General features: G+C 60.3%; 18 protein-coding genes and 1 pseudogene. All 19 read right to left on the bottom strand.

Annotation, left to right across the window (positions count from 1 at the left end):
- Positions 1 to 135 precede the first annotated feature (135 nt).
- The gene (locus AC1Z1G_RS07820; RefSeq protein WP_483626202.1) at positions 136 to 405 is read right to left on the bottom strand and encodes a hypothetical protein; all 270 of its coding nucleotides are present in this window, start codon (positions 403 to 405) and stop codon (positions 136 to 138) included.
- The gene (locus AC1Z1G_RS07815) at positions 402 to 1,694 is read right to left on the bottom strand and encodes a motility associated factor glycosyltransferase family protein (protein ID WP_483626200.1); all 1,293 of its coding nucleotides are present in this window, start codon (positions 1,692 to 1,694) and stop codon (positions 402 to 404) included. Before AC1Z1G_RS07815 ends, AC1Z1G_RS07820 begins: the two co-directional genes overlap by 4 nt.
- A gap of 79 nt (positions 1,695 to 1,773) precedes the next feature.
- A complete protein-coding gene (locus AC1Z1G_RS07810) occupies positions 1,774 to 2,700 on the bottom strand; it encodes a ketoacyl-ACP synthase III (protein ID WP_483626199.1) in 927 nt (308 codons plus the stop codon).
- 227 nt (positions 2,701 to 2,927) lie between these two features.
- Positions 2,928 to 3,980, bottom strand: a complete 1,053-nt coding sequence (gene pseI / locus AC1Z1G_RS07805) for a pseudaminic acid synthase (protein WP_483626197.1) — start codon at positions 3,978 to 3,980, stop codon at positions 2,928 to 2,930.
- A gap of 67 nt (positions 3,981 to 4,047) precedes the next feature.
- Positions 4,048 to 5,091 (bottom strand): annotated as a pseudogene (gene pseG / locus AC1Z1G_RS07800) (UDP-2,4-diacetamido-2,4,6-trideoxy-beta-L-altropyranose hydrolase); the annotation flags it as partial.
- Complete coding sequence (gene pseF / locus AC1Z1G_RS07795) at positions 5,088 to 5,798, bottom strand: pseudaminic acid cytidylyltransferase (RefSeq protein WP_483626196.1); 711 nt, start codon at positions 5,796 to 5,798, stop codon at positions 5,088 to 5,090. The gene pseF and the pseudogene pseG, both read right to left, overlap by 4 nt.
- A gap of 76 nt (positions 5,799 to 5,874) precedes the next feature.
- A complete protein-coding gene (gene pseC / locus AC1Z1G_RS07790) occupies positions 5,875 to 7,044 on the bottom strand; it encodes a UDP-4-amino-4,6-dideoxy-N-acetyl-beta-L-altrosamine transaminase (protein ID WP_483626194.1) in 1,170 nt (389 codons plus the stop codon).
- A gap of 104 nt (positions 7,045 to 7,148) precedes the next feature.
- On the bottom strand, positions 7,149 to 10,082 hold the full coding sequence (locus AC1Z1G_RS07785; RefSeq protein WP_483626193.1) for a TIGR00180 family glycosyltransferase: 2,934 nt from the start codon (positions 10,080 to 10,082) through the stop codon (positions 7,149 to 7,151).
- Positions 10,083 to 10,136: 54 nt separating this feature from the next.
- Complete coding sequence (locus AC1Z1G_RS07780; RefSeq protein WP_483626191.1) at positions 10,137 to 10,871, bottom strand: cephalosporin hydroxylase family protein; 735 nt, start codon at positions 10,869 to 10,871, stop codon at positions 10,137 to 10,139.
- A gap of 21 nt (positions 10,872 to 10,892) precedes the next feature.
- Positions 10,893 to 11,963: a class I SAM-dependent methyltransferase gene (locus tag AC1Z1G_RS07775; RefSeq protein ID WP_483626190.1), complete on the bottom strand. Its 1,071-nt coding sequence runs from the start codon at positions 11,961 to 11,963 to the stop codon at positions 10,893 to 10,895.
- Positions 11,953 to 12,810, bottom strand: a complete 858-nt coding sequence (locus AC1Z1G_RS07770; protein WP_483627780.1) for an NAD-dependent epimerase/dehydratase family protein — start codon at positions 12,808 to 12,810, stop codon at positions 11,953 to 11,955. Before AC1Z1G_RS07770 ends, AC1Z1G_RS07775 begins: the two co-directional genes overlap by 11 nt.
- Before the next feature lie 5 nt (positions 12,811 to 12,815).
- The gene (locus tag AC1Z1G_RS07765; RefSeq protein ID WP_483626189.1) at positions 12,816 to 14,042 is read right to left on the bottom strand and encodes a methyltransferase domain-containing protein; all 1,227 of its coding nucleotides are present in this window, start codon (positions 14,040 to 14,042) and stop codon (positions 12,816 to 12,818) included.
- A complete protein-coding gene (locus AC1Z1G_RS07760; RefSeq protein WP_483626188.1) occupies positions 14,039 to 14,599 on the bottom strand; it encodes a dTDP-4-dehydrorhamnose 3,5-epimerase family protein in 561 nt (186 codons plus the stop codon). The genes AC1Z1G_RS07765 and AC1Z1G_RS07760 overlap by 4 nt, the downstream gene beginning before the upstream one ends.
- Positions 14,596 to 15,678: a CDP-glucose 4,6-dehydratase gene (rfbG, locus tag AC1Z1G_RS07755; RefSeq protein WP_483626187.1), complete on the bottom strand. Its 1,083-nt coding sequence runs from the start codon at positions 15,676 to 15,678 to the stop codon at positions 14,596 to 14,598. The genes AC1Z1G_RS07760 and rfbG overlap by 4 nt, the downstream gene beginning before the upstream one ends.
- On the bottom strand, positions 15,660 to 16,433 hold the full coding sequence (rfbF, locus tag AC1Z1G_RS07750) for a glucose-1-phosphate cytidylyltransferase (protein ID WP_483626186.1): 774 nt from the start codon (positions 16,431 to 16,433) through the stop codon (positions 15,660 to 15,662). The genes rfbG and rfbF overlap by 19 nt, the downstream gene beginning before the upstream one ends.
- Before the next feature lie 198 nt (positions 16,434 to 16,631).
- On the bottom strand, positions 16,632 to 20,210 hold the full coding sequence (locus AC1Z1G_RS07745; RefSeq protein ID WP_483626184.1) for a glycosyltransferase: 3,579 nt from the start codon (positions 20,208 to 20,210) through the stop codon (positions 16,632 to 16,634).
- Between the two features lie 129 nt (positions 20,211 to 20,339).
- Complete coding sequence (locus tag AC1Z1G_RS07740) at positions 20,340 to 21,917, bottom strand: flagellar hook-associated protein 3 (protein WP_483626182.1); 1,578 nt, start codon at positions 21,915 to 21,917, stop codon at positions 20,340 to 20,342.
- 13 nt (positions 21,918 to 21,930) lie between these two features.
- Complete coding sequence (gene flgK / locus AC1Z1G_RS07735) at positions 21,931 to 23,982, bottom strand: flagellar hook-associated protein FlgK (RefSeq protein WP_483626180.1); 2,052 nt, start codon at positions 23,980 to 23,982, stop codon at positions 21,931 to 21,933.
- Positions 23,983 to 23,992: 10 nt separating this feature from the next.
- Positions 23,993 to 25,264 (bottom strand): flagellar assembly peptidoglycan hydrolase FlgJ, encoded by a 1,272-nt coding sequence (gene flgJ, locus AC1Z1G_RS07730; protein WP_483626179.1) that lies wholly within the window; start codon positions 25,262 to 25,264, stop codon positions 23,993 to 23,995.
- Positions 25,265 to 25,266: the final 2 nt, after the last annotated feature.

Below are 25,266 nucleotides of genomic sequence, written 5' to 3'. Positions count from 1 at the left end.
GAAATTTTTTTGCCATCACACTGCCACCCCCAATGAATCAAGGGCCTAACCGGTGTAAGGATTAAAAAATGATGTCATGGAAATGCCGGTAACGGGGTAGGAAGGCACGTTTGTACCGGCATTGAAAAGAAAGCCTCAGGCGTTGCGCCCGGCCTCCAGCAACTCGACCAACTCATATTCAAGATAATCGGCCAGGCCCAGCCAGTTCTGCCGCTCCTGGCAGTCGAGCATCGCCACCAGCATCGACGTCCACTGCTCGCGGCACGCTTGAGCCCCCGCACCCAACTGCAAGTCAAGCTCGCCAAACAACTCGACCATCACCAACCCGGCCTCGACATCGCGCCCGAGCCGGAACAGGCCCGCGCATTCACGCGAGCGAATGACAAACGCTTGAACATGATTCATGGCGTGAGCCCCGGATGAAAGGTCGCACCAGCAATCATGGCGCCCGCGCGACTGGTATTAAAGAAACGCACCTGCGGGTGCCCGGCGATGTAGCGCTCCAGCTCACACAGGTAACTGCGAAAGTTCAGCTGTGTCTTGACGCGCTGACCATAACCATCCAGCACCCAGTGCCTGGCCACACCCAACTGCGGCCCCAGGTCGCCATCCTGCCAACCGGCATGGGTCTTGTTCATGGGGAAGGCGAAGTCCGCACCAAACAGGGTGACCCGGTCCGCGCCCATTTTCACCGCCAGGTCGACTGCCGGGTGAATGACGCTACCGCCGACATACAACGACGACTTGGGCAGTTGTTCGCGCATGCGCACATAGATCGGGCTGGCGGAGTAGCCGACATACCGGGTGCCCTGCCAGGCCGCCAGCAATTGCGGGTCAACCAGCGGCATGTACACCAACCGAATACCTTCACTGCCTTGCGCAGGCAAATGCCGCTCACTGATGCGCTGGTCGATACTGACCACCAGATCCGGCTTGATGCCATGGTCACGCAGGGGGCGATAAGCGGTATCGACACAAATGAACAGTGGACGCGGTACCTGCCCGGCAATGACTCGCAAATTATCGAAGTGTTTTTCCAGGCTCGGCCCCGTTGCGATGACGAACACCTCCTGTCCGATCTGCGTTGCGAACAGTTGCGCCACATCGGCATCGTTGCGCACCAACTCGGTACTGGCGGCGAGACGCTCGGCAATCTCCGGCTCGTCGGGGTTGAACTCGCGATTATTGAAAGCCAGATGGGTTTCGCTGATCAACCGATCCCGAATCCTGGCATTGAAATCATCGGCCAACACCAACTCCGACGGCAGGGCAAAAAAAGGCAACTGGATTTCTGGTAGATCGGCGGCGTACAACAACTCCACCCGTGGATCGTCCAGCCAGGCAGTCTGATCAAGCAGTTGCAGCACCAGCGCGAAAACCGCGCCATTGAGAATATGGACGTAAACCCGCTCAAGCCCCGGACGCTCCAGCACAGCAACCTGCAAATCGCCCAGCCCGGCCCCATAGAGATGCACAACCGCCTCACCTGAAGGCAGACTGGCCGCCTGAAGCCGAGCCTCGCGTGTACGGTCATGGCGACTGGTGAGCTGAATGCCGTCGATGCTGAGCGTCGAACCCAAGCCCTCGACCAGTTCGGCGCGCAACGCGCTGCTGTCTTCTGCCATCAACCGCGTATACAGGGCAGGCCAGCGGCGCTGTATCACCTTCGCATTGTGTTCAATGCTGTCGCTCATGCTGCCTCGCTCATCGTTCAGGCAAAAAAATAGCGTTCAAGGTTACACCTTGAACGCTTTTTTGTGCCGCACGTAAAGGTTATGGACGATAGATAATCGCCGACCCCCACGACAGACCCACACCAAAACCGCTGAGCGCTACGCGCTTCCAACTGGTGTCGAGTACGTGTTTTTCCAGCAGCAACGGAATACTGGAAGACACCGTGTTACCGGTCTCGACCATGTCCTTGATGAACTTGTCCGGGTCACCTTCAAAACGCCGTGCCACCGCATCGACAATCGCGGCACTGCCCTGGTGAATGCAGAAGGCATCAATGTCGCTGGCTTGCAGGCCAGAGTCGCCGAGCAGCTCGTGCAAATGCGCCGGCACTTTCAACAGGGCAAAGTTGAACACCTGACGACCGTTCATGAAGAACACGCCATCGCTGACTTTCAGGTGCGGTGCACCGGAACCGTCAGTGCCGAACTTGGCCTTGCCCAACTGCCATGGTGCGTCTTCACCCATCCAGGTGGCCGTCGCCGCATCGCCGAAAAGCATGGTGGTGTTGCGGTCTTCCGGGTCAACGATCTTCGAGTACGGGTCGGCAGTGACCAGCAGGCCGTTCTTCAAACCGGCAGCTTCCATGAAACCCTTGATCGCATAGATGCCGTAAACGTAGCCGGAGCAGCCCAGGGAAATATCAAAGGCTGCCACGGTGGTTGGCAAACCGAGTTTGTCCTGAACGATTGCAGCCGTGTGCGGCAAACCTTCTTCGTCGCCGTTCTGAGTCACGACGATCAGTACGTCGATGGCTTCACGCTTGAGCTCAGGATTTTTGGCGAACAGCGCATTGGCCGCTTCGACACACAGGTCCGAGGTTTCCTGAGTGGCGTCTTTGCGCGGCAGGAAAGCGGAACCGATCTTGCCCAGGATGAACTCTTCATCCTTTTCGAATTTTGCACCTTGTGCGTAATTGTCCACGCCGGCTACAGGAACGTAGCTCGCAATGCTTTTTATGCCAATCATTACGGCTTCCCAATAATAAACAGCTGAATACCCCGCTTACACGCGTCGAGGGGCGCCGACAAACAGAGTAGTTATTCGCCCGAGAAGGGCAAAGTACGAGAAGAATAAAAGGCCATCACTGGGTCAATTAGAAGCCAGGCGCCATCTTCCCGATTTATACAATACAGTGAAGATGCGCGTTATGACTCGCAGGTCACTCTAATTTACCGAATCAGCCACACAAGCCGCTATTGGACCAGGGACCAATCCAGCGGCGTGCCGCGTTTGAGGGCCTGGCGCGCATGACGACCGAGAATCGCCTCGGCGTGTTTCGGAGCCAACCCAAGGCCAGGCCGAATGGCCCGCAGATTATCCACGGTGAAGGCATCACCGGCCGCCATGTCCTGGGTGACGTAGAGCGAACGCCGGTACATCAGGGATTTTTGTTCAGCCTGAGTGGCGCCGTAACTCACCTGCCCCATGGCCTGCCAGGCTCGTTCGGTTTCCACCACCAGGCTGGCCAGTTCCGCAGGTTCGAGGGAGAAACTGGCATCCACACCACCGGCCGCACGGTCCAAGGTGAAGTGTTTCTCCACCACCGTCGCCCCCAATGCCACCGCTGCCACGGATACCCCTACCCCCATGGAGTGATCGGACAACCCCACCTCGCAGCCGAACAATTCACGCAAATGAGGGATGGTCCGCACATTGCTGTTGGCGGGTGTTGCCGGATAAGTGCTGGTGCACTTGAGCAACACCAGGTCCTTGCAGCCAGCCTCGCGGGCGGCGCGAACGGTTTCATCCAGCTCGGCGATGCTGGCCATGCCGGTGGAAATAATCAGCGGTTTACCGGTGGCGGCCACGCGGCGGATCAGCGGTAAATCGGTGTTTTCAAAACTGGCGATCTTATAGGCCGGCACGCTCAGGCTTTCGAGGAAGTCCACCGCCGTCTCATCGAACGGCGTCGAAAAAGCCAGCATGCCCAGCTCGGCGGCCCGGGCAAAAATAGGCGCATGCCATTCCCAGGGCGTATGAGCCTTTTCATACAGCGCGTACAGCGAGGAGCCTGCCCAGAGGCTGTTCGGGTCCTTGATGAAGAAGGCACCCTCATCGAGGTCCAGGGTCATGGTGTCGGCGGTATAGGTCTGCAACTTCAAGGCGTGAGCACCAGCCTTGGCGGCGGCTTCGACGATCTGCAGCGCCACGGCCAGCGACTGGTTATGGTTGCCGCTCATTTCGGCAATGATGAACGGCGGCGCATCGGCACCGATCCGACGTGAGCCAATCATGAAGCTAGTCATTGCACGAACCCTTCAATACAGGTGTGAACTCGCAGGCGTTTTGCTGATTGCCGGCGCACTGAAAAAATAATGCCTCGGCCACCCGTTCGGCGCCGCGACCATCGACCAGTTCGCGAGAGCGGCGGGCCAGACTCTGGCGCAAGTCTTCATTGGCGATCATGAGACCCATCGCCTGACGCAGCTGTTCGATGTCCACGTCTTCATGGGCACCCAGGTAAATCTGCGCGCCCATGGCGGCCAGCAACTCGGCATTGGCCCGCTGGTTGGCGGCCACGCTAATACACAGGGTTGGCAAACCCAGCGCCGCACGCTCCCAACTGGTACCGCCACCCGCGCCGATGAATACATCAGCCTCCACCATAAGCCGGGCAAAATCGCTGACATAACGGTGCAGCCGCCAGTGCGGACGATGGGCAACCAGTGCCTGCATCTGCGCCCAGGCGGGATTATCGAGCCCCGCGACAAAGTCGACTTCCAGCCCATCGAAATCATCCAGCGCCAGCATGGCCTTGTGGATTTGCCCGGCGGCATCAAAACCGCCGAAATTCACCAACACCCTGTGAACCTTCGACCTGATTTCCAGCGGCTCGCGGTGGAACTCGTCACGCAACAACGCAAAGTGCGGACCGAGCAGGCGCTCGCACCGCTCATCGGTCAGCGCTTCATACGCCTGCTGCGTGCCCGTGAGGTTCTGGTCCAGCAGCAATTCCACGGCGTGCCGGCGGTTGGCCAGGTCATCGATGGCGGCAATCCGCCGAGCCCAGCAGCGAGCAGCGGTTTGCCATTGATGATCGAGGCCGTAATGGTCAACGATGATCCAGTCAAAATCAGCCCTGCCCTTCAGCAACCCATCCAGCGCGGCGATATCGGCCTGCCACGGCAACAGCGCCTCGATGCCCAGTTCCGATTGCTCACCTGGATAGGCTTGAGGCAGTGCGAACACCTCAAAGCCCTCAGCCTGCAAAGACTCCAGACGATTGCCAGGCAGTTGGCGGCAGGCAAATGCGACACAGGCACCCTGGCCACGCAACTGATGGGCCAGCGTCAGGCAGCGTGCGACATGCCCACTGCCGATAGTCGCGCTGGCATCGGCACGAATCAGCACTCTCACGACTCAAGTTCCCCGCCAGCCTTCAAGGCCGCGTACAGGTACTCGGCGCGGGTCCAGTCTTCTTCGCTGTCGATGTCCTGCACCAGGTGTCGCGGCAGAATCACCGGCAGGCTGCACGGCGAATACATCGCTTCGCCGCGCTGCCAGGCGGCGGTCCGCCCCCAATAAAACTGCCCGGCATCCTGATACGCCTCCGGCAGGTCCTGGGAACGGGTTTCGCGAAACTCCGGATACAGCGCACTCAGTGCGCCCTCCCCGTCAAGGGTCAAGGCGCGCTGCACCGGAAAACCAAACCCGCACACCGAAAAGGCAAACGACTTGTTCGGGTGTCGCTCCAGCAACTCCAAGCCCTGATGCAGATACCGCGTTTGCAGCAACGGCGCCGTCGCGTAAATACAGCAGGCAAAATCAAAGTGTTGACCCCGCGCCTGCAAGGCGTCCAGGGCGTGGACGATCACCGCCGCCGTCCCGGTAAAGTCATCGGCCAGGGCCGCGGGACGCATGAAGGGCACCTGAGCGCCACAGGCACGGGCCAGTTCGGCAATTTGCGGATCATCCGTGCTGACCAATACCTGATCGAACAACCCCGAGCGCAGCGCAGTGCGAATCGAACGGGCAATCATCGGCTCGCCGTCGAACAGCTTGAGGTTCTTGCGGGGGATACGCTTGCTGCCCCCGCGCGCCGGGATAATCGCCACACAGCTCATCGCGTCAACACCAGGGCACACGCGGCACTCAAGGGGCTTCGGGCACAGCTCCCGGCCAGGCAACGCTGTTGATCGTTCAACCCAGTATCCGCCTCAGGATGTCCACCACTTCGTCTTGCTGATCGTCGGTCAAGTCAGGGTACAGCGGCAAACTCAAGGCGTGAGAGAAGTAACGCTCCGCCTCTGGAAAGTCACCTTCCTTGAAGCCCAGCGCCTGGTAATAGGGCTGCAGGTGCACAGGAATGTAATGCAGGTTCACGCCCAGCCCGGCGTCCCTCAACGCGTCGAACACATCGCGTTGACTGAGCGTGATGTGCTCAAGCTGCAAGCGCACCACATACAGATGCCAAGCAGATTCGGCCCCTGGCTGGACGCTTGGCAGCGTGACGGCAAGCCCCGCCAGCAAGCGGTCATAACGGGCCGCCAGTTGCCGCCGCCGGGCGACGAAGGCCTCCAGCCTGGCCATTTGCGACAACCCCAACGCCGCGTGCAGATCAGTCATGCGGTAATTGAAACCCAGCTCCAGTTGCTGGTAGTACCACAGGCCATGGTCCGGTACGTTCATCTGCGCCGGATCACCAGTGATGCCGTGGCTGCGCAACCGTCTGAGCCGTTCGGCCAGCTCCGCCCGGTTAGTCAGCACCATGCCACCCTCGGCGGTGGTAATGATCTTGACCGGGTGAAAGCTGAAAATCGTCATGGCCGCGTACTGACCACAACCCACCGGCCGCCCCAGGTACGACGCCCCCACGGCATGGGAGGCGTCCTCGATCAGGGTGAAGTCATACTGCTCAGCCAGTTGCGCCATCATGCGCATGTCGCAACTCTGCCCCGAGAACGCCACTGCGACCACGACCTTGGGCAGTTTTCCGGTGCGCCGGGCCACTTCGAGTTTTTGTGCCAACAAACGCGCGTCAAGGTTCAGGGTGTGCGGGTCGATGTCGACGAAATCGACCTCGGCCCCGCAATACCGACCGCAATTGGCAGACGCAACAAACGTGTTGGGCGTCGTCCACAGTCGATCGCCCGCGCCCAAGCCCGCCGCGACGCAAGCAATGTGCAACGCCGCAGTGGCGTTACACACCGCCACCGCGTGTTCGGCTTCACAGTGATCGGCCAGGGCCTTTTCGAAACGCTCGATGGTCGGGCCTTGCGTCAGCCACGGCGACGTGAGCACTTGCATGACCGCATCGATGTCGGTCTGGTCAATGTTCTGTCGGCCGTAGGGAATCCGGTACGGCGTCATGACCCTGACTCGACGTGATACCCATCCACCCTGCACGCCAATGCACCCTTGAACATCAATGTGTGTTTGCACATGTCGTGAGTCCTTTTACCTGTCCGCCAGGTTTATGCAAGCAACTGCGCCCAGTTCACACCGGATGCGTCACTGAGGGTAAAGCCCTTGCCGGTCAGGGCCAGGTTCTGGTTGTAAGCGACGTCGTGTTCCATGCGTGCATGCCACTTGTCGCGCAGTGCCGCAGCGGCTTGCGGGTTGTTCGGCACAGTGCCCGGATGCGCTATCTGTGCTTGCGGCGTCCACACGGTCAGCAAACCGGCTTCGGCAACTTTCAGGCACAGGTCGACATCGGCAAAGGCCTCAGCGAAATGCTCTTCGTCCAGACCTTCCAGGGCGTCGAAAACTTCCTTGCGGATCATCAGGCAAGCGCCGGATACCGCCGAATAGTTCTGCTCGACCTTCAGGCGCTGCATGTAACCGGCGGCGTCTTTTTTCTCGCCCACGAAGGGCGAACCGACTTCACCGTTGAGCCCCAGAATCAGGCCTGCGCCGCTCACGCTGCCATCGCGCGCCAGCAGTTTGGCGCCGACCACACCGACTTCCGGACGCTGCGCCTGATTGAGCAAGACCTCGACCCAGTTGGCGTTGACCACTTCAGCGTCGGCCGCCAGGAACACCAGGTATTCGCCTTGCGCCTGGCGGCTCGCCAGGTTAAGCAATGCCGAGGTACTCAAACGCTGCTCGACCCTGATCACGCGAACGCGGTTGCGCCCGCCCTGCTCAAGGCTCTCAAGCCAGGTGAGCAATTCAGCCGACTGACTGTGATTGTCGGCAATCAGGATTTCGTTGTTCTGATAACGGGTGCGCTGCAAGACGCTGACCACGCAACGCTGCAACTCGGGCAGGTTGTCCTGGCTTGCAACGATGATCGAGACCTTCGGACGATTGGCATGGCGATAGTCGATCCGGTAGCGACCCGGCTCTTCGCAACTGACCAAGGCCTGATAACCACGGGTCGCCAGGTGACGCACCAGGGTTTGGCGCTCGTGTTCGTTGTCGACCAGCGCCGGCTCGCGGGTGATCAGCAACGGTTCGGCCAGGTGAGCCAGGCCGGCCAGGCCACCGGTTTCGATCAGGCGCAGCAACAGGTCGAATTCCAGTGCGGTGTTGAACTCGCGGGAATAGCCCCCGGCCTCCACCAGCACTTCACGGCGTACCAGCCAGTGCCGCGCAGTGAGCGCCGGCAAACTTTGCAGCAGGTCAAGGTTGAAGGCCGGGCGGAACACATCGACCAGCGAGCCGCCGTCCCGGCGCTGAATCTCATCCACCGCCACCGCACGACACCCTTCGGCGCCCTGCAACTCCAGGCTGGCGCGCAAGAAGCCTGCGGCGGTGAACTCGTCGCCCGCCTCGGCCAGCATCAGCCAGTCCGACGTCGATTGACGGACAATCTGGTTAAGCTTATCGACGTAATTGCTTTCGCTGACCTTGACGAAATGCAGGGTGTTTTGTTCTGTGGTGACCGACGGCAGGTCGCCCGTGGTGAAGACCACCACTTTGAATGCCCGGAACGCGCTGCTGAGCAGGCTATCGAACGTCACCTGCAACTTGTCCATGCTGGCGTTCAGGTCCAACAGCAAGATACCGAACTGCGGCCCACCGTCGTTGGCGGCCAGGTGTTGATTGATCTTGCGTACCGCCGTCTCGTTTGGCTGGCGGGCTTGCAGCCAATTGTACAAACGCCCCGTCGGCATGCCATCGAACAACTGGCGACGGTCATACAGAGGCACGCTGTCCAGACGCTCGACCCACGCCGTGATCACCTCGGCCTGGGTTTTTTCGCCCATTTGCGTCAGGTGCAGCGCCAGTTTCTGCAACACACGACGATCAAAGGCCCCGGCCTCTACCCCTGCCTGCAACCGGTCGTGAATGGTCTCGTCGGAATCGTTGGGATAAGTGCGCAGCAACTCTTGCTGCTTGAACAATGCGCCTTCCATTTCCTCAAGCTGCAAGCGCCCGGCGGGCATGGCATGCAGCAAGAATTCAATCTCGGTCAATTGATCAAAGAAAGTGCTGTTGTAAAACGGCATTTCGACGTACTGCCGAGGGCCGAATACACGTTGTGGTCCGGCCGCAGGGTCGGTCCAGTACGACTCGAAAATCGGCTCGATGGTCAGCGACTTCCTGCCCATCAGGCAGTCTTTCATGGCGATGAAACTTTGCAGGGCCAACTGCTGCGTCTGCTCGGCATCCAGGTCGTCGATACCGGTGGGCAGCGACGCCAGGAATCCGGCGAAATGCTCACGGTCGGCCACCGAGCGAGCATCCTGCAGGCCCAGGACGCTGAGGACTTCGGAATTGTGATCCGAGTGACCGTAGTTGACCTCTCGCACCACGTAAGGCGCAGGCAGAATCCGCGCTTTGGCACGCGCCAGCAGGTAATAGGTCTGGCCGATTTCCTGCCATTCGAAACGGGTGCCTGGCGGCAGCACTGCATACCAGTCTTTAACCAGGTTCGTGCGGGTCACGGCATAGAACGGCGGGATGTACTGGCCCATGAAGTCCAGCACACGGTCCTGGGCACGCTCGCTGGCGTAATCCTCGCAGACCTTCTTGTCGCGACGGTAATACTGCACGTAGGTGGCGTGAGCCAGGTACATCAGGCAGTAACCATGACACAGGCCATAATCGGCGTTGGCCTCAAGGAAGCCTACCGACCCGGACAGTGCACTGTGCAGCAGGAAGTCATCGTCGGAGGCGAACACCATGTAAGGCGTGGTCACTTGTTCGGCACCGAACCCCAGCTTCGCCTGGAAACCGTGATAGGAGTACTGCGGGACGTGACGATAATCAACGAGCGCCTGCCCTTCGGTAAACTCGCCCAACGGCGCGGCGGAAGAGTCCAGCACCAGAATCCTGTAAGGGTGAGCGCTGTAATACTGCAACGCCCTGCGCAAAAAGGCCGGTCGATTGTGGGAAATCAACACTATCGTGAGGCGCTCACTCAGTGGTAACGCGTGTTCAGAACCGAAATTGCCTTGCATGACTTTCCCCACAACCGACGAATTGCCCAATTGATCCAACGATGAAAATGTTGCTTAGCGAACGCGACGCAGGTAGCCATCCGGCGCGACGGTAATCAGCAGTTTGTTTTGCATCTGGTAGTCGATCTCAAAGTCGCGATTCTCTTCCAGGTATGCCCAGACCGCAGTTTTCGGATTGTCGCCAGGGCCCCATGGGCGATCCGGGAAAAACTCCGAGGGCATGTCTTCCACCACGGTGTCCATCACCACGCAGTAGCTGTCGACGGACACCAGCGGGCCGTACAGACGCAGCTCTTCGAGGACGTGGTCGTGGGTGTGGTTGGAATCCAGCACCAGGATGACTTTCTTGCCGGCCGCCGCGGCCCGGACTTGCTCGACCACCGCAGGGTCCAGGCTCGACCCTTCGATCATGCTGACGCGCTTGAACATCGGGTGGCTTTCAATGGCCTCGCGGTTGTGCGGGCGAATGTCGCGGTCGATGCCCAGCACTTCGCCGTGGCCTTGCAGCTCAAGCAAGGATGCGTAGTAAAGAATCGAACCGCCGTGGGCGATACCGCATTCGATCACCAGGTCAGGTTTGACCTGCCAGATGATTTCCTGCATGGCCATCATGTCCTGAGGCAGCTGAATGATCGGCCGGCCCATCCAGGAGAAGTGATAGGTGTACTTGTGCTTGGCCGATTCATTGAAGAAATCGCGGGCCAGGCCCTTGAGTTTTTCGTCCTGGCCCTGGGCAACGATTTCAGCCTGGCACTCGGTGTCGAAGGCTTGCATTACAGTGTTGGTCATTTTTTGTGGTCTCACTAAAAGTCAGTAGAACTCAGCGCTGTCGACGGCGTGATAGACGTAACGCCCATCGGTCATGCGCTTGATTTCTTCAAGGTAATTGGAATTCATCACAAACAGGTTGGCACCGTCAGGCAGCGCGTCCCGCGCCTCTTGCGGCGACGATACCCGGGCGCCGCTCAGGGGGAGATAACGCCCCTGCTTGGCCGGGTTGATGTCCACCACCTGATCAACCGTCACACCCGCACGTTGCAGGAACAACGAATAGATCACGCCTTTGGAAGACGCACCCCAGATGGCCGATCCCTGCTGCGGTGCGGCCTGGATGATCTGCACGGCCCGCTCGATGCTGCCCATGAAATTGGCAGGCATCTCCAGTGGCGGGACCGGCTCTGCAGGCGTCAGGCGCAAGGTCGCCAGGTCGGCAACGATGTACAGGTATTGGCCACCGAACAGGTGCCCGGCCTCATGGACCGTGCCGAACAGGCGTCGCAAGTCATCCAGGCGGAAGTAATTGACGTGTTCATAGAACACGTCGAACCAGGCGCGGTGATCGACGATCCAGTCGAAGCACGGTACTTCGATGTAAATGTTGCCGCCCTGATTGGCGTCAGCGATTTCGCGCAAAAACGCCACCGGGTCGCCAATGTGCTCCAGCACATGACGCAGCACGATGGCGTCGGCGGCCAGGCCCAATCCACGGGTGAACGGCGCCTTGATCACGTCGGTGCGCTCGCCCTCATACGCCGGGTCAATGCCGGTGATCGTATAGCCCAGACCACTGAGCATTTCGAGGAAGTAGCCCTTGCCGCAGCCGACTTCAATCAGGTTCTGCCCCTTGAAGTGCCGAGAGATGATGCCTTCGACATCACTCAAGTGCTGCTTGAACTGCACCGAATGCGCCTGCTCATTCTGGTAGTCGCTGTCGTAGCTCAATTTGTCGGCATCAAAGGCCTGATTGAAGACCAGCCCGCTGACCTCATCCTGCACCAGCACGATGTCGGCACTGGCCGACGCCTGCGCGCTGGCCGCATCGGCAAACGTGCGGTTCTGCAACACCGGCAAGTGGTTGGCTCGGTATAACTCACGCCCCATGTTCAGCTCCCAGTAGCTGTTGCAACCGTTCGGCCACGCCCCAGAACGCCATGGGTTCATGGACCGAGTAACCATAATGGCCAAGGTTGAGTTCGATCGACGCCGAGCGCTCACGCAGGCGATTTTCCACCAGCGCCCTGACGGATATCGGCTGGCCGCTGCAACAATTGATCACCGCGTTGAAGTCGCGATGCTCGATGATTCTGGCCAGGTATCCGGCGGCCGTTTCGATGGGCAGGTAATCACGCAGTTGATCGCCTGCCGACATGTTGAACGTCCGGTCACCGGCATTGATGGCCCGCTCAAGGCTGGCCAGCAGACTGTTGGGGTTCTGCCCTTCGCCATGCAGGTAAAACAGCCGGGACCATTGCAGAACGAACGGGCGCTCGCGCTGCAACGCCTCCAGGAACAGGCGCAACGTTTGCTTGGCCAAACCGTAAGGGTTGGTCGGACACGCCGGAGTCTGTTCGCTCAGCGGGCCACTTTGCAGGCCGTACTCAAAGCACGTACCGGTCACCAGCACCTGGCCGACACCGGCCTCGACCGCGTGCTTGATAAACGTGTAATCGGCAAACAGGTTGTGCTCGAAGTGAAACAACCCCTGATAGTTCGGCAGGCCGGGCCAGGCCAGATGAGCAAGCACATCCACCCCTTCGGTCAGGGCATTCACATCCAGATCGGCCGAGTGGATATCGGTCGCGACAAACTCCACGGCATCGATCCACGGCATGCGCTGCGCCGTCTCGGCACTGCGCGCTACAGCGCGCACGCGATGACCACGCGCCAGTAATGCACTGACCAGATGACGACCGACAAACCCGGTCGCCCCCGTCACCAGGACCGTCAGGCTGCTCATATGATTGTCAGCTCAGGCACCGCGATCACAAAGCGCGCGCCCCACTCGCGGACCTGGGCCAATTGCTCGCTGACTTCGTGCAACAGGTTCCACGGCAGCACCAGCACGTAATCCGGCTTCTCGACCGCCAATTGCTGCGGGGCAACCACCGGAATGCGACTGCCCGGCAGGAACTTGCCCTGCTTGTGCGGGTTGGCGTCGGCGACCCAGGCCAGCAAGTCCGGTTTGACCCCGGCGTAGTTGAGCAAGGTATTGCCCTTGGCGGCAGCGCCATAACCGACCACGCGCTTGCCGTCAGCCTTGGCCTGCAACAGAAAACGCAGCAATTCGTGCTTCACGCGCTCGGCGGCCGGAGCCAGGGTTGCGTAGTACTCGGGGGTTTTCACCCCGGCGTCCAGTTCGGCCTGCAACTGTAGCTGCACGGCGGCGGTCGTGGCCCGACGCTGCCCATCGGCACGCTGGACGAACACCCGCAGCGAACCGCCGTGGGTCGACAGTTGGCTGACGTCGAACACTTCCAGCCCGTTGCGTTCGCATAGCCGCTGCACAGCGGTCAACGACAGGTAGGAATAATGCTCGTGATACAGCGTATCGAACTGTTGCCCGGCCATCAGCGTCAACAGTTGCGGAAACTCGAAGGTTGCCACGCCTGTGGGCTTGAGCAGTGTGGCAAACCCGCAGAGGAAATCGTTGATGTCCGGCACATGCGCCAGCACGTTGTTGGCCGCCATCAGGTCAGCGGCCCAGCCATCGCCGCACAACTGCAAAGCGGTTTCACGGCCGAAGAACAGCTCGCGGATCTCCAGGCCTTTTTCCCGGGCCGCCTGCGCGGTGCTACGGGTCGGCTCGACGCCCAGGCACGGAATGCCGCGCTTGGCCACGTACTGCAACAGGTAACCGTCGTTGGCCGCGATTTCTACCACGCGGCTGTTCGTGCTCAGCTCAAAGCGGTCGGCCATGTCCGCCACATACCGCTCGGCATGGCTCAGCCAGGTGCTGGAGAACGAACTGAAATAGGCGTAATCGGCGTCGAACAGGCTGTCGGCGCGTGTGTAGTCTTCGGTCTGTACCAACCAGCACTCCTGACACACGGCCACCTTGAGCGGCACCCATTGCTCCGCTTGTTCAAGCTGATCAGCACGCAGGTAGGCGTTGGACGGCGGTGAGGTGCCCAGGTCGATCAGCGGCAAGACCAGAGGCGTTGCGCAACCACGGCAGTTCATAGACGCACTCCGGCGAAATGTTCATCGAGCAAGGGATGACTGGCATCCCGAGCCGACAGATTATTGACAGGCAACGGCCAACGGATCGCCAGCCGTGGATCATTCACCGACACACCGCCCTCATGCTCAGGCATGTAGTCGGCGCTGTGCAGGTAGAGCAACTCGGCGTCGTCGGTCAGCGTCTGGAAGCCATGGGCAAACCCGGCCGGAATCAGCAGGCCGCGACCATCGCCCGCGCGCAGGTGTTCGGCGTGCCAATGCAGGAAGGTCGCGGAATCAGGCCGAAGGTCCACTGCCACGTCCCAGACCTCACCGCGCAGGCAGGTGATCAACTTGGCTTCCGGCTGCGCCGCATTCTGATAATGCAGGCCGCGCACACTGCCGCGCTCGCGGGTGCAGGAATGGTTGATCTGACGAATGTGAAACGGCTGGCCAAAGGCACTCAGGCTGCCTTCGCAGAACAGCCGGGCGAAGTGCCCGCGCTGATCTTCAAAGCGCTTGTGCTGCACACTGAACAGACCGTCCAGGGGCAACGCTTTCAACAGGAACTCGCTCACAGCGCGCCTCGGTACAGGTTCAACTGGCCCAACGTGACGGCCCGCATGTCGTCGCCGTTTTGCCAGGCCAGGTGCCAATCGAGGGTCTGGGTCAGGCACTGCTGCAACGTCCAGCGTGGTTGCCAGGCCAACAGTTGGCGGGCACGACTGCTGTCCAGGCGCAACAGGCCTGCTTCATGCAGATCACTTGGTTCGATGCGCAATCCACGCGCTTGCGGCCAGCGACTGGCGAGCAACTCGACCACCTCGCCGACGCTGCACATGTCGGCTTCGCTCGGGCCGAAGTTCCACGCACCGGCAAACTCGGGGCCGTGCTCGTACAGGCCAGCCGCCAGTTGCAGATAACCGGCCAGCGGCTCCAGCGCGTGCTGCCACGGGCGAACCGCTTGCGGGTAGCGCAGGGTCACCGGCTCATCGGCGGACCAGGCCTTGAGCACGTCCGGGATCAAGCGATCAGGAGCAAAATCACCGCCGCCCAGCACGTTGCCGGCCCGCGCAGTGGCCATTGCCAGGCCATGCTCGGCGTAGCGCTCTGCCGGGAAAAACGATGCGGCGTATGACTGAGCCAGCAACTCGCAGCAGGCCTTGCTGCTGCTGTAAGGGTCGTGACCGCCCAGGGCCTCATTCTCGCGGTAGGGCCACAGCCATTCCTGATTGGCGTAGACCTTGTCGGTGGTGACCAACACGCACGCACGCACGCCACCCACCTGCCGAATCGCTTCAAGCAGGTTCAGGGTACCCATGACGTTGCTTGAATAGGTGCCGAGCGGGTCACGGTAGCCTTCACGCACCAAGGGTTGCGCGGCCAGGTGCAGGACAATCTCTGGCTGGGTATCGGCGATCAGTTCCAGCAACGCGCCCAGGTCTCGCAAATCACCACGCTGGTCGTTGATACCTTCGCCGACGCGCGCCAGCTCAAACAGGCTCGGCTCGGTCGAGGGGTCCAGGGAAAAACCGCTGACCTTGGCGCCCAGGCTTTGCAGCCACAGCGTCAGCCAACTGCCCTTGAAACCGGTATGACCGGTGAGCAGGACCCGTTTGCCGCGCCAGAACTCGGTGCTCAGTCCCATTGCTTCCATGGGGCCTCCCCGCTTTGCCACAGGGCTTCGAGGTGGTTTTTGTCGCGCAGGGTGTCCATCGGATGCCAGAAGCCGTCGTGCTGGAACGCCATCAATTGTTCTTCGCTGGACAATTGAGCAAGGGGCTCGGATTCCCAGGAGATTTCGTCATTGTCGATGTAGGGCAGAACCTTGGGCGACAAGACGAAAAAACCGCCATTGATCCAGCCACCGTCACCGCGTGGTTTTTCAACGAAGCCGCGCACCCGATCGCCGTCACGCTCCAGCGCGCCATACCGGCCGGGCGGCTGTACGGCGGTCACCGTGGCGAGTTTGCCGTGGGACAGGTGGAAGTCGACCAGGGCACCGATATTGAGGTCGGACACGCCATCGCCATAGGTAAAGCAGAACGCTTGTTCACCTTCGAGATAGCGGCTGGCACGGCGAAGTCGGCCACCGGTCATGGTTTCTTCACCGGTGTCGATCAGGGTCACGCGCCACGGCTCGCTGTAGTTCTGGTGAACGTCCATGCGGTTGTTGCACATGTCGAAGGTGACGTCGGAGGTGTGCAGGAAGTAGTTGGCGAAGAAGTCCTTGATCGCGTAGCCCTTGTACCCCAGGCAGATCACGAAATCGTGAATGCCGTGGGCGGAATACTGCTTCATGATGTGCCAGAGAATTGGCTTGCCGCCGATCTCGATCATCGGCTTGGGCTTGAGGTGCGACTCCTCGCTGATCCGCGTCCCCAGGCCACCCGCCAAAATAACTGCCTTCATCGTCTCCCCTCTTGTTCGTCACAGTGCCCGGCAAGCTGTATCAAGCGATTGCGCAGCTTCTGGGTAAAACCTTCAATGCCGCGCATGGCACCTGCGAAACAATCGCAAGTGCTCGTTTTATGGCGATATCGGGGGGACTTGCAGGAAACGCGCCAGCTCGGATTGCCCGAGCTGGCCAGGTTGACGCCTGGCGACGAATCAGTCAGGCAGCCAGCCGTTGATCCAATTATTCAAGTTGTCGCCACGCAGCATGTAGTCGCGCAGCACTTCCTCACGCAACGCATCGCCCATGCGATAACTGGCCTCAGGATCGGCCAGGTGCATGCGAATAGCGGCCAGCCATTCCTCGGCGCTGTTGCTGACGACCTTGGTACACGGCAGGTAGCCGCGGTACGCCTCGGTGTCGGTGCAAATCACCGGGTAGCCGCACGCGCCGTACTCCAGCAAGCGCAGGTTGCTCTTGCAGTCGTTGAAGATGTGGAACTCCAGGGGCGCCAATGCCAGGTCGAGGTTCAGGCTCGCCAGTTTGGCCGGGTAGGCTTGCAAGCCGATCGCGGGGTAGAACTCGCGAACGTAGCCGCGCAGCGACGGCGGGCACATGCCGAAGAACACCCAATCCACTTCATCGGCCAGGATGCGCACCACATCGGCAATGATCGCCAGGTCGCCATCATGGCTGGTCCCGCCACCCCAACCGACTCGCGGCTTGCGCGAGGTGCGGCGCTGGCTGGTCAGCCCGGTCCATAGGTGGGGCGCCAGCATGTTCGGCACCACACGAATGTCGTGATGCATGCCCTTGAGCGTGTCCGCCAACGGCTGGGTCGACACCACGACGCGATCGCACAAGCCAATGCCGCGACGCACGATGCCCTCGACTCCGACCACTGCCTTGCGCAGGTGAGCGTTTTTCTTCGGGACCTTGATCACGTAGTCGTCGAGCTCGAAGATCCGAAAGGCCCGGGAGCTGTTTTTTACCCGCTCCACTTCGTCCACCGCGCTCTGACTATAGCGCCCTTGCAAGATGATCACGTCAGGCGCCTGACGCTCCAATTCGATGTCCGATGGCGTGTGGAACGACAGATTCCCGAGCACCCGCCCGGCGGCTTCCAGCTCAAGGAACGGCTGGATAACACGGTAATGGCCAACAGCGGTTTCGTTGATCGGAATCGCCAAAACCCGAGGCAACATGTGCCGGGTAAACGGATTCCAGCCTGCAAGCGAACCCGGCTCCAGGTTGAAGTTGTTGGTGCCCAGGCTCAGGTTAGTGTTGTACGCCGGATCTCGGGCAATGATCGGCAACCAGCGCTGATAGAAACTCTTCCGTTCTGCCAGCAGCGATTGCGCCACCGGGCCATCGATAGCCTCGGCCGCCACCTGGACCGATTCGGCATACGGCGTCCAGACCACCAGGTAACCACTACGCCGCACCCGCAAGCACAGGTCCGGGCCATTGAGTGCCTGGGCGAACGCCTGCTCATCGAAACCCTGCAGGTCATCGAACACCTTTTTACGGATCAGCAGGCACTGCGCATCGACCGCACTGAGGTTCTGTACGGTCTGCTGGCGCTGCATGTAACCGGAGGTATTCAACGGCTCGCCACGCCACGGCACGCCCACCGGCCCGCGCATCCCCAGGATCAGCGCCGAGCCTTCAATGCGCCCCTGCGGGCTGACCAGGCGCCCGCCCACCACGCCAACCTCCGGGCGCATCCCGTGATTGAGCAGCTCATGCAGCCAGTCGCCACTGACAACCTGGCAGTGGGTGCTCAACAACACCAAATACTCACCACGCGCCTGGCCTGCTGCAAAATTCTGCGCGGCTGCCGGGTTTTCAGGGTAATCGCAACGCAGAATCCGCAGCTTGTCGCTGCCCATCTGCTCCATGGCCGCGAACCAGTCGCGGGCCTCGGCGGTGATGCTGCCATTGTCGACAATCAGCAACTCGTAGTGAGCATACGCAGTGTGTTCCAGCACCCGCTCGACACAACGCTGAAGCGCGCCGATCCGGTCCTTGGCAACAAGGATGATCGAGACCAGCGGCTGATGCTCGTGTTGATAGTCAACCCGATTGATCAGCGGCAGGTCGCCAACGCGCACTTGGTGACGAACACCGATTCGGTCCAGGTGCGCCGCCAGGACACGCGGGTTCTGCTCGATAACCTGCGGCAGGGAAAGCCATTGCGAGAGGCTGAAGGTGGACTCCACCAACACCTGGGCAATGTGCTCGATGACATGGGCGCCGCCCCCCTCGACCAAGCGCCAGATCACGTCATGGGGACTCAGCTCGGCATAGGCCGGGTCGAAACCACCAATGGCCAAAAAGCGCTGGCGCTGAATGGCCAGTGTGCGACCGATATAGGGATAGCTGCGCAGCAGGTCGAGGTTGAAGTCGGCCTTGAAAACCGGATCCACCGACAGTTCGTCACGCAAGCCACCCTCATCGGTGTAGATGCACAAGACATTGGCACTTTCGACGATGCGCTCGGCCAGCAACAGCAGAGCCAGATCATTGAGGCGATCACCGGCGCGAACGAGGTAGAACCAGTCCGCCCCCTCTAGATCCGCCAGCACGCCGTTGAGCTGGGCAAAGCCGTCTCCCTCAAGAGCAATGCTGATCACCTTGCCATCAACCGAACTCGACAGGGTGTCACTGGACAGGACCACCACCGCTTCGGCGGCGTACACCTGACGCTCGATGCTTTCCAGCGTCATGCGCAGCGCGGCACCGTCAGCCTGCGCGTCGATCACCACCGGGACGATTCTCGGCTGCAACGCCCACGAGGCCAGACGCGTGGGCAGCAAACGCTGTTGAGCCGGGTTCAGGGTCCGGCACGACAGCCACTGCCGATACACCTCGCCAAAGCTGTCACAGCCCTCGCCCACCCGCGAGCGGATCAGCGTCTGGGTAAACCCCAGAGAACGGGTCAAGGCGAGTTCTTCCCAGGCATAAGGCTCGCCCTTCGCAGCCGTAGTCAGATCGATGTAGCGCACATAGCCCGGCGCTGGTGCGGGTTCACCACTGCGCACGGCGAGCATCTGGCTCAGCCAGCCAAGCTCAGTCAACACCGCCTGCTGAACCTCTGGCTGATTACTCAGGCGTGCCTTGTGCAATCGCTCGAAGCTGAGCACCTGACTGACCACGGCAAGATTGCCCCGGCGCAGCAGGCAAATGAACAATGCCAGGTCGAGCCGAGCCACGAAGCCCGCGTCCATTTGAGTCAGTACCGGCAAATACTCCAACACCTGACGCGTACGCAACAACGCCCCGCTCAAACCGCTGAGGAAGTTCACCGCACTGCTTTCCAGGACGCCAAGCAGGTCTTCGCCCTTGAACAACGTATCGCCCGAGGCAAAACAGGCGTTATCAAAACGCTCGGGCAACAGAACGTAGTCACCGTCACAGAACTGGCGCTGCGCAATCACCAGGCTCACGTCGTCATGCCCGATGAAGCCCTGAACCTGACGTTCGATGCACTCTGGTACCAACTGGTCGTCATCACAAAGAAGCTTCAGGTACTCGCCCGTCGCCTCTTCAGCGCACGCAATCAGATTGCCCTGAAAGCCCAGGCGCTGCTTATTGCGCACGTAACGCAGCACAATGCTCTGCGGCACGGTACAAGCCTGGACGATGGCATGAATTTCATCACCCATGCTGTCGTCGCAGACAATCACTTCGAGGGGGGTATAACTCTGACTTAATGCGCTTTGCAGCGCTGCCTTGAAAAACTGCGGACTGAAAGCTGGGATGGCGATACTGATAAGCGGAGCTGGATTCACGGCGGGAACTCTCGAGCGGCGCGAGCCCACTCACTGTGAGTGGGCTGCGCGAACCGCTGAAAAAAGACGGTTTGCACTCGACGGTTGAAGCAGATGCAGCAGTTGGATCAATGCCAGACAAGCATGGGCTCAGACTTTGTTGAACAGACCCAGTTGCGAGATCTTGCTGAACGCCAGTTGCGAGGCTTGCAACATGGTCGTCTGCAAGGTCAGGCGTGTCATCACCTCGGCCGGATCGGAATCACGAATCGCCGATTGGGTCTGGGTGTTGGCCAGGCCCAGGCTTTCGTTGGTTTCGCTCTGGATAGCCAGCGCCGACCCGCGACCACCAATCGAACTGACACCTTCGCTCAACGTGTCCATGCCGCTGGCAAGGTTGCCGACACCCGAGGTGATGGCCGCGTTGAGTTTTTGCACCGCAACCGGGTTGCCATTGGTCGGTGTCGACAACGCGGTACGCAACTGGCTGACCGTATCCAGAATGTTCTGGGTCTGATGGTTGTTGACCGCAACAACGAACTGATCGCCGGCTGCCGGCACACCCGCCAGGGAAAAGTCAACACCCGCTGCGGTCGCCGTGGTACCTGCACCTGTCACCGTGCCGCTCGATACCGGCTTGCTATCAGCCGTCAACGGCGAGGCATACAGGTCGTAGGCCGTGGCGCTGGTGAACTTCAGAACCGCACCACCGTTCGGGAAAGCGGCAGTGTATGCAGCCTGATTGCTGACGCTGGCACCCGTAACCACAGCGGTCGACGGGTTGCCCGGCATACGCGAGTTAGTGAATGTGTCAGGCTTGGAAGCCAAGGTGAAATCATGACCGGCAATGACGGCATCCGGGTTGGTATCCGTCGCCTTGAGGTTCATGTTCAGGGTCAGGTCGACACCACGGAAACTCACGGTTTGCGAATTTGCCCCGACGTTGTTACTGATGACACCGTTCTTGCTCGCCTCTGCCGTGACGTCATTGCCGCCCGCATCAGTGATTTTCAGCTGAGTGCTGCTGACAAAACTGACAACGTAAGGCTCGCCACTCCGGAAATTGGCGTTGTAATTGACGCTGGAGTTGACCTGTCCGTTGGACAGCACCACACGACCGTCATCCACCGCGGGCGCGGTCATGGTGGTCTGGCTGCGGTTGGTGTTGATCGCCTGCTGGAACACATCCCAACCCGTGCTGTTGGTGGCCATGGTCATGGTGTCGCCAATCGGCAGGCTCAGCGAGGTCTGGTCACCGTTGTAGCTGTAGGTGCCATCGGAATTACGGGCAAACGGTTCGGTATCGCCCTTGGACCCCGAAAAAATGTACTTGCCGTTCTGATCCTTGGCGTTCATCAGGCTCAGCAATTGCTCTTCGATCTGGCCCAGCTCCGAGGCGTTGGCCTTGCGGTCGGCGTCGGTGTAACCGGCGTTGCCGGCCCCCAATGCCAGCTCCTTGGCGCGCTGCAGCACGTTGGTAATGCTGGTCATGACCGATTCGGCCTGGCCGAGGGTCCCCTTCAACGTCGTGGTGTTAGCCGCGTACTGGTCGAGCATCGCGCTTTGCTGGCCCAACTGCAGCAGGCGAGCAGCACCGACCGGATCGTCGGCGGCGGTGTTCACGCGAATCAGGCTGCTGGCCTCTTCGTTGCTCTTGACCACGTTGGAGAAGTTTTTCTGATAGTTCGCAGCCGAGGCTTCGTAAAACTGGGCGGTAGAAATGCGCATGGGCTACGACTCCTTAAAGACTGTTAATCAGGGTGCTGAACATTTCCTGCGCAGCCTTGATGATCTGCGAAGATGCGGTGTAATACTGCTGATACTTGACCAGGTTGCCGGTCTCTTCATCGAGGTCGACGCCGGACAGCGAGTCACGCGCGCCCTTGGCGTTGGCCAGGATCGCATTGTTCGCCGCACTGTCGAGCTTGCCCTGACTGGCCTTGGCACCGACGCCTTCCACCAGCTTGCCGTAGGCATCAACCAGGGTGATGCCCTTGCTCACGGAACCGGTATCGACGGTCTGCTTGGTCTGCAGGTTCGACAGGGCCGTGCCGTTGCGGTTGTCCTTGGAGTCGGCGCCGTTGAACTTGATGTTCAGGCCATCACCGTCTTTAGGCGAACCCGCCACCGACATTTCGACGGTAAAGGTCTTCTGCACGGGCGGTACTGCGCCATCGGTGATCGGCGCACCCGTGGCGTCGACCATCTTGATTTGCAGGCTCAGGGTATTGTTTTGCCCTGGCACGATGCTGCCGGACCCCATCAGGGTACCCTTGGCATCGTAGTACTTGAAGGACTGGCTCGGGCCTTCAGGACCGAACACCAGCTTGACCGGCACCGAGTTCTTGACCGCGGTCTGCATCTCGGCGTTGGCCGCCGGGTTGTAGATGTCCAAGGGCACCTTGACCGTCGGCTGACCGGCGATGCTCAGAGTGCCATTGGCGCCCGGCAGCAGGCTGGCGCTCAATGGCGCAGCAATGGCCAGACGCTTGGCGTCGGTCATCTCGGTCTTGATGTTAGACGCGGCATTACGGGTCGGGGTGATCTTGAAGCTGTCACCTGCGCTCAAGGCGCCACCGCCATTGAGGCTCAGACTGAAACCATCGATGACCGGTGCTGGCGTCGTCCCGGTGTTGAAAGGCCCCAGCAACGAGCCATCGGCGCGTTTGACCGAATAGTCGGTGGCGGTGCTGAACGTCACGGTGTAGTCACCCGTGCTCAGCTTGCCCGTGTCCTTGATGGTCACGTTGAGGTTGCCGGAACCTACACTGTTATTGCTGCTGGCGATGCTGCGCTGACTGATCAGGGCGGCACTGTTGATGTTGTTGAACAACGCTGCACCGAACTCGCCGTTCTTGTCCAGGCCCTGGCCAAGCTGGCTGTTCATTTGATCGGCAACGACCAGCGCCACACGACCCAGCTCGTTCATGGCCGGGTCCAGCGTTGTTTCGCGGTAACGCAGCAGGCCGCCGATTTCACCACCGGTCACAGCGCCGGTGATGTCGATGGTGCTGGAGCCACGGTTAAGCTGGATCGAGGAACGCGTCGGGTCGATCTTGCCAGCCACGACTTCCAGCGTGTTGACCGAATTGCCCATAACCAGTGGCTGACCACCCGGCAGGTAAAGATCGACATTGGAACCGCGCTCGCTCACCTGCACGCCCACGAAGGTCGACAGCTGGCGAACGGTCTCGTTGCGCATATCCAGCAGGTCGTTGGGCATACCGCCGCCGCTCGACACTTCGGAAATACGCTGATTGAGCTGAGCCACGGTGGTCGCCAGCTTGTTGACCTGATCGGCCATGGTGCCCAGGCTGCCGTTGATGTTGGCGTTCTGCTCGTTCAACTGACTGGAAACGGTGTTGAAACGATTGCTCAGCGCTTGCGCATCGCTGAGCAACAGCTGGCGCGACGCATCATCGGTCGGGTTGGCGTTCACGTTCTGCATGGACGAGAAAAACTTGGTCAGCGCGCCGGTCAGGCCAGTGCCGTTGTCCGACAGCAGCTTGTCGATCGGGGTGACCTGACCCAGGTAGGCAGCCGCATCGCTGTTGAGCGAAGTCTTGAGCTGCAATTGCTGATCGAGGTAACTGTTATAGACCCGACGTACGTCGGCCAGCGTGGTGCCGGTGCCGATGTAGAGGTTGCCGAACTGAGTCGAGTCCTTGGTACCTTGCACGGTTTGCTGGCGTGAATAACCGGCGGTGTCGGCGTTGGCAATGTTATTGCCGGTTGTCATCAATGATGACTGGCCAGCGGCCAGCCCCGACATCCCGATATTGAGCAAACTCATGATTCAGACCTTATAAATTCGTGGAAGCGCCTGCCGCAGCGTAGTTCTGGTAGCTCTTCATCTGCTTGGCAATCTGCGAAATCTTGCTTGCGTAATCCGGGTCGGTTGCATACCCGGCTTTTTGCAACTCGCGTACAAACTGTTCTGGTTTATCGGCCGACTTCAGCACTTCTTGATAGCGATTGTTGCTTTGCAACAGCGTGACCAGATCGTGGAAGCTGTCCTGATAAGAGGCATAGGAACGGAACTCGGCCGTCTCCTTGACCATCGCGCCGTTTCTGAATTCGCTGGTAATCGCTCGCGCCGAATCCCCCTGCCAACTGCGACCAGCCTTGATGCCGAACAGGTTGTGACTACTGCTGCCATCCTGCTGACGCATGACCGATTTACCCCAGCCGGTTTCCAGCGCGGCCTGGGCCACCAGGTAACGCGGGTCGATGCCAATACGCTCGGCTGCCTGCTGCGCCATCGGTAGCATGGTGGCGACAAATTCGTCGGCGGAACTGAAAGCTTTTTTCGCCGGAGCCAGCGGTGGCTGAGCCACGGCACGACCGTAGACCTGCATGCGCCCACTCGGCACTGCGTAACTTTTCGCCGCCTGCCAATCACCCTTGACCAGCGCATCGGCAGCCGCCGTGGAGCGCTGAGGCAGCGCCGATGTGTTGATTGCGGTCGTCGATGCCGAAGGCACCAGGCCGGCCAACAGGCGATCGGCGAGCTTGGGCGGCAATGCCAAACGACGCTGATTGAGCAACGCCACGTCATTGCGATGAGAGGCCTCGGCCTGCGGTGGATTGATCGCACGCGAAGCCCACAACGGACGCTGGCCATTGACCCGGGAAAGCGGACCATTGGTACCGACCGTACCAGCAGCAACCGGTGTTTCTACCGCCGCTTTCGCGGCCTGCTGATGGGCCGCCGACAGCGCAGCCGCTTCGCCCGGCGCCAGCGGTTTGTTCTTCGACATCTGGCGCATCAATACATCCGCCAGACCGATGCCGCCACCCTCGCGAGACATGGAAACAGCCAACTGCTGGTCGTACATTTCCTGGTACTGCTTGGCCGCCGGCGTATTCATCGGGTTGTCCTTGCCCAGCGCTTCGGTCGCCGAACGCATGGACTTGAGCATCTCACCGAGAAACAACGACTCGAACTCCTGCGCCACCTTGCGCATGTTCGCGTCGCTGTTCTTGTCACCCACCTTGAGCTGATTAAGCCGGTTGAGGTCCGAATAGGACCCCGAGTCGCCACTGCTGACCAGACCGCTCTTGCGAATATCCATAC

The organism is Pseudomonas sp. JL27(2026) (genome assembly GCF_056933555.1).
The sequence above is the reverse complement of the archived record's forward strand: the minus strand, read 5'-3'. Positions and strand labels throughout refer to the sequence as shown.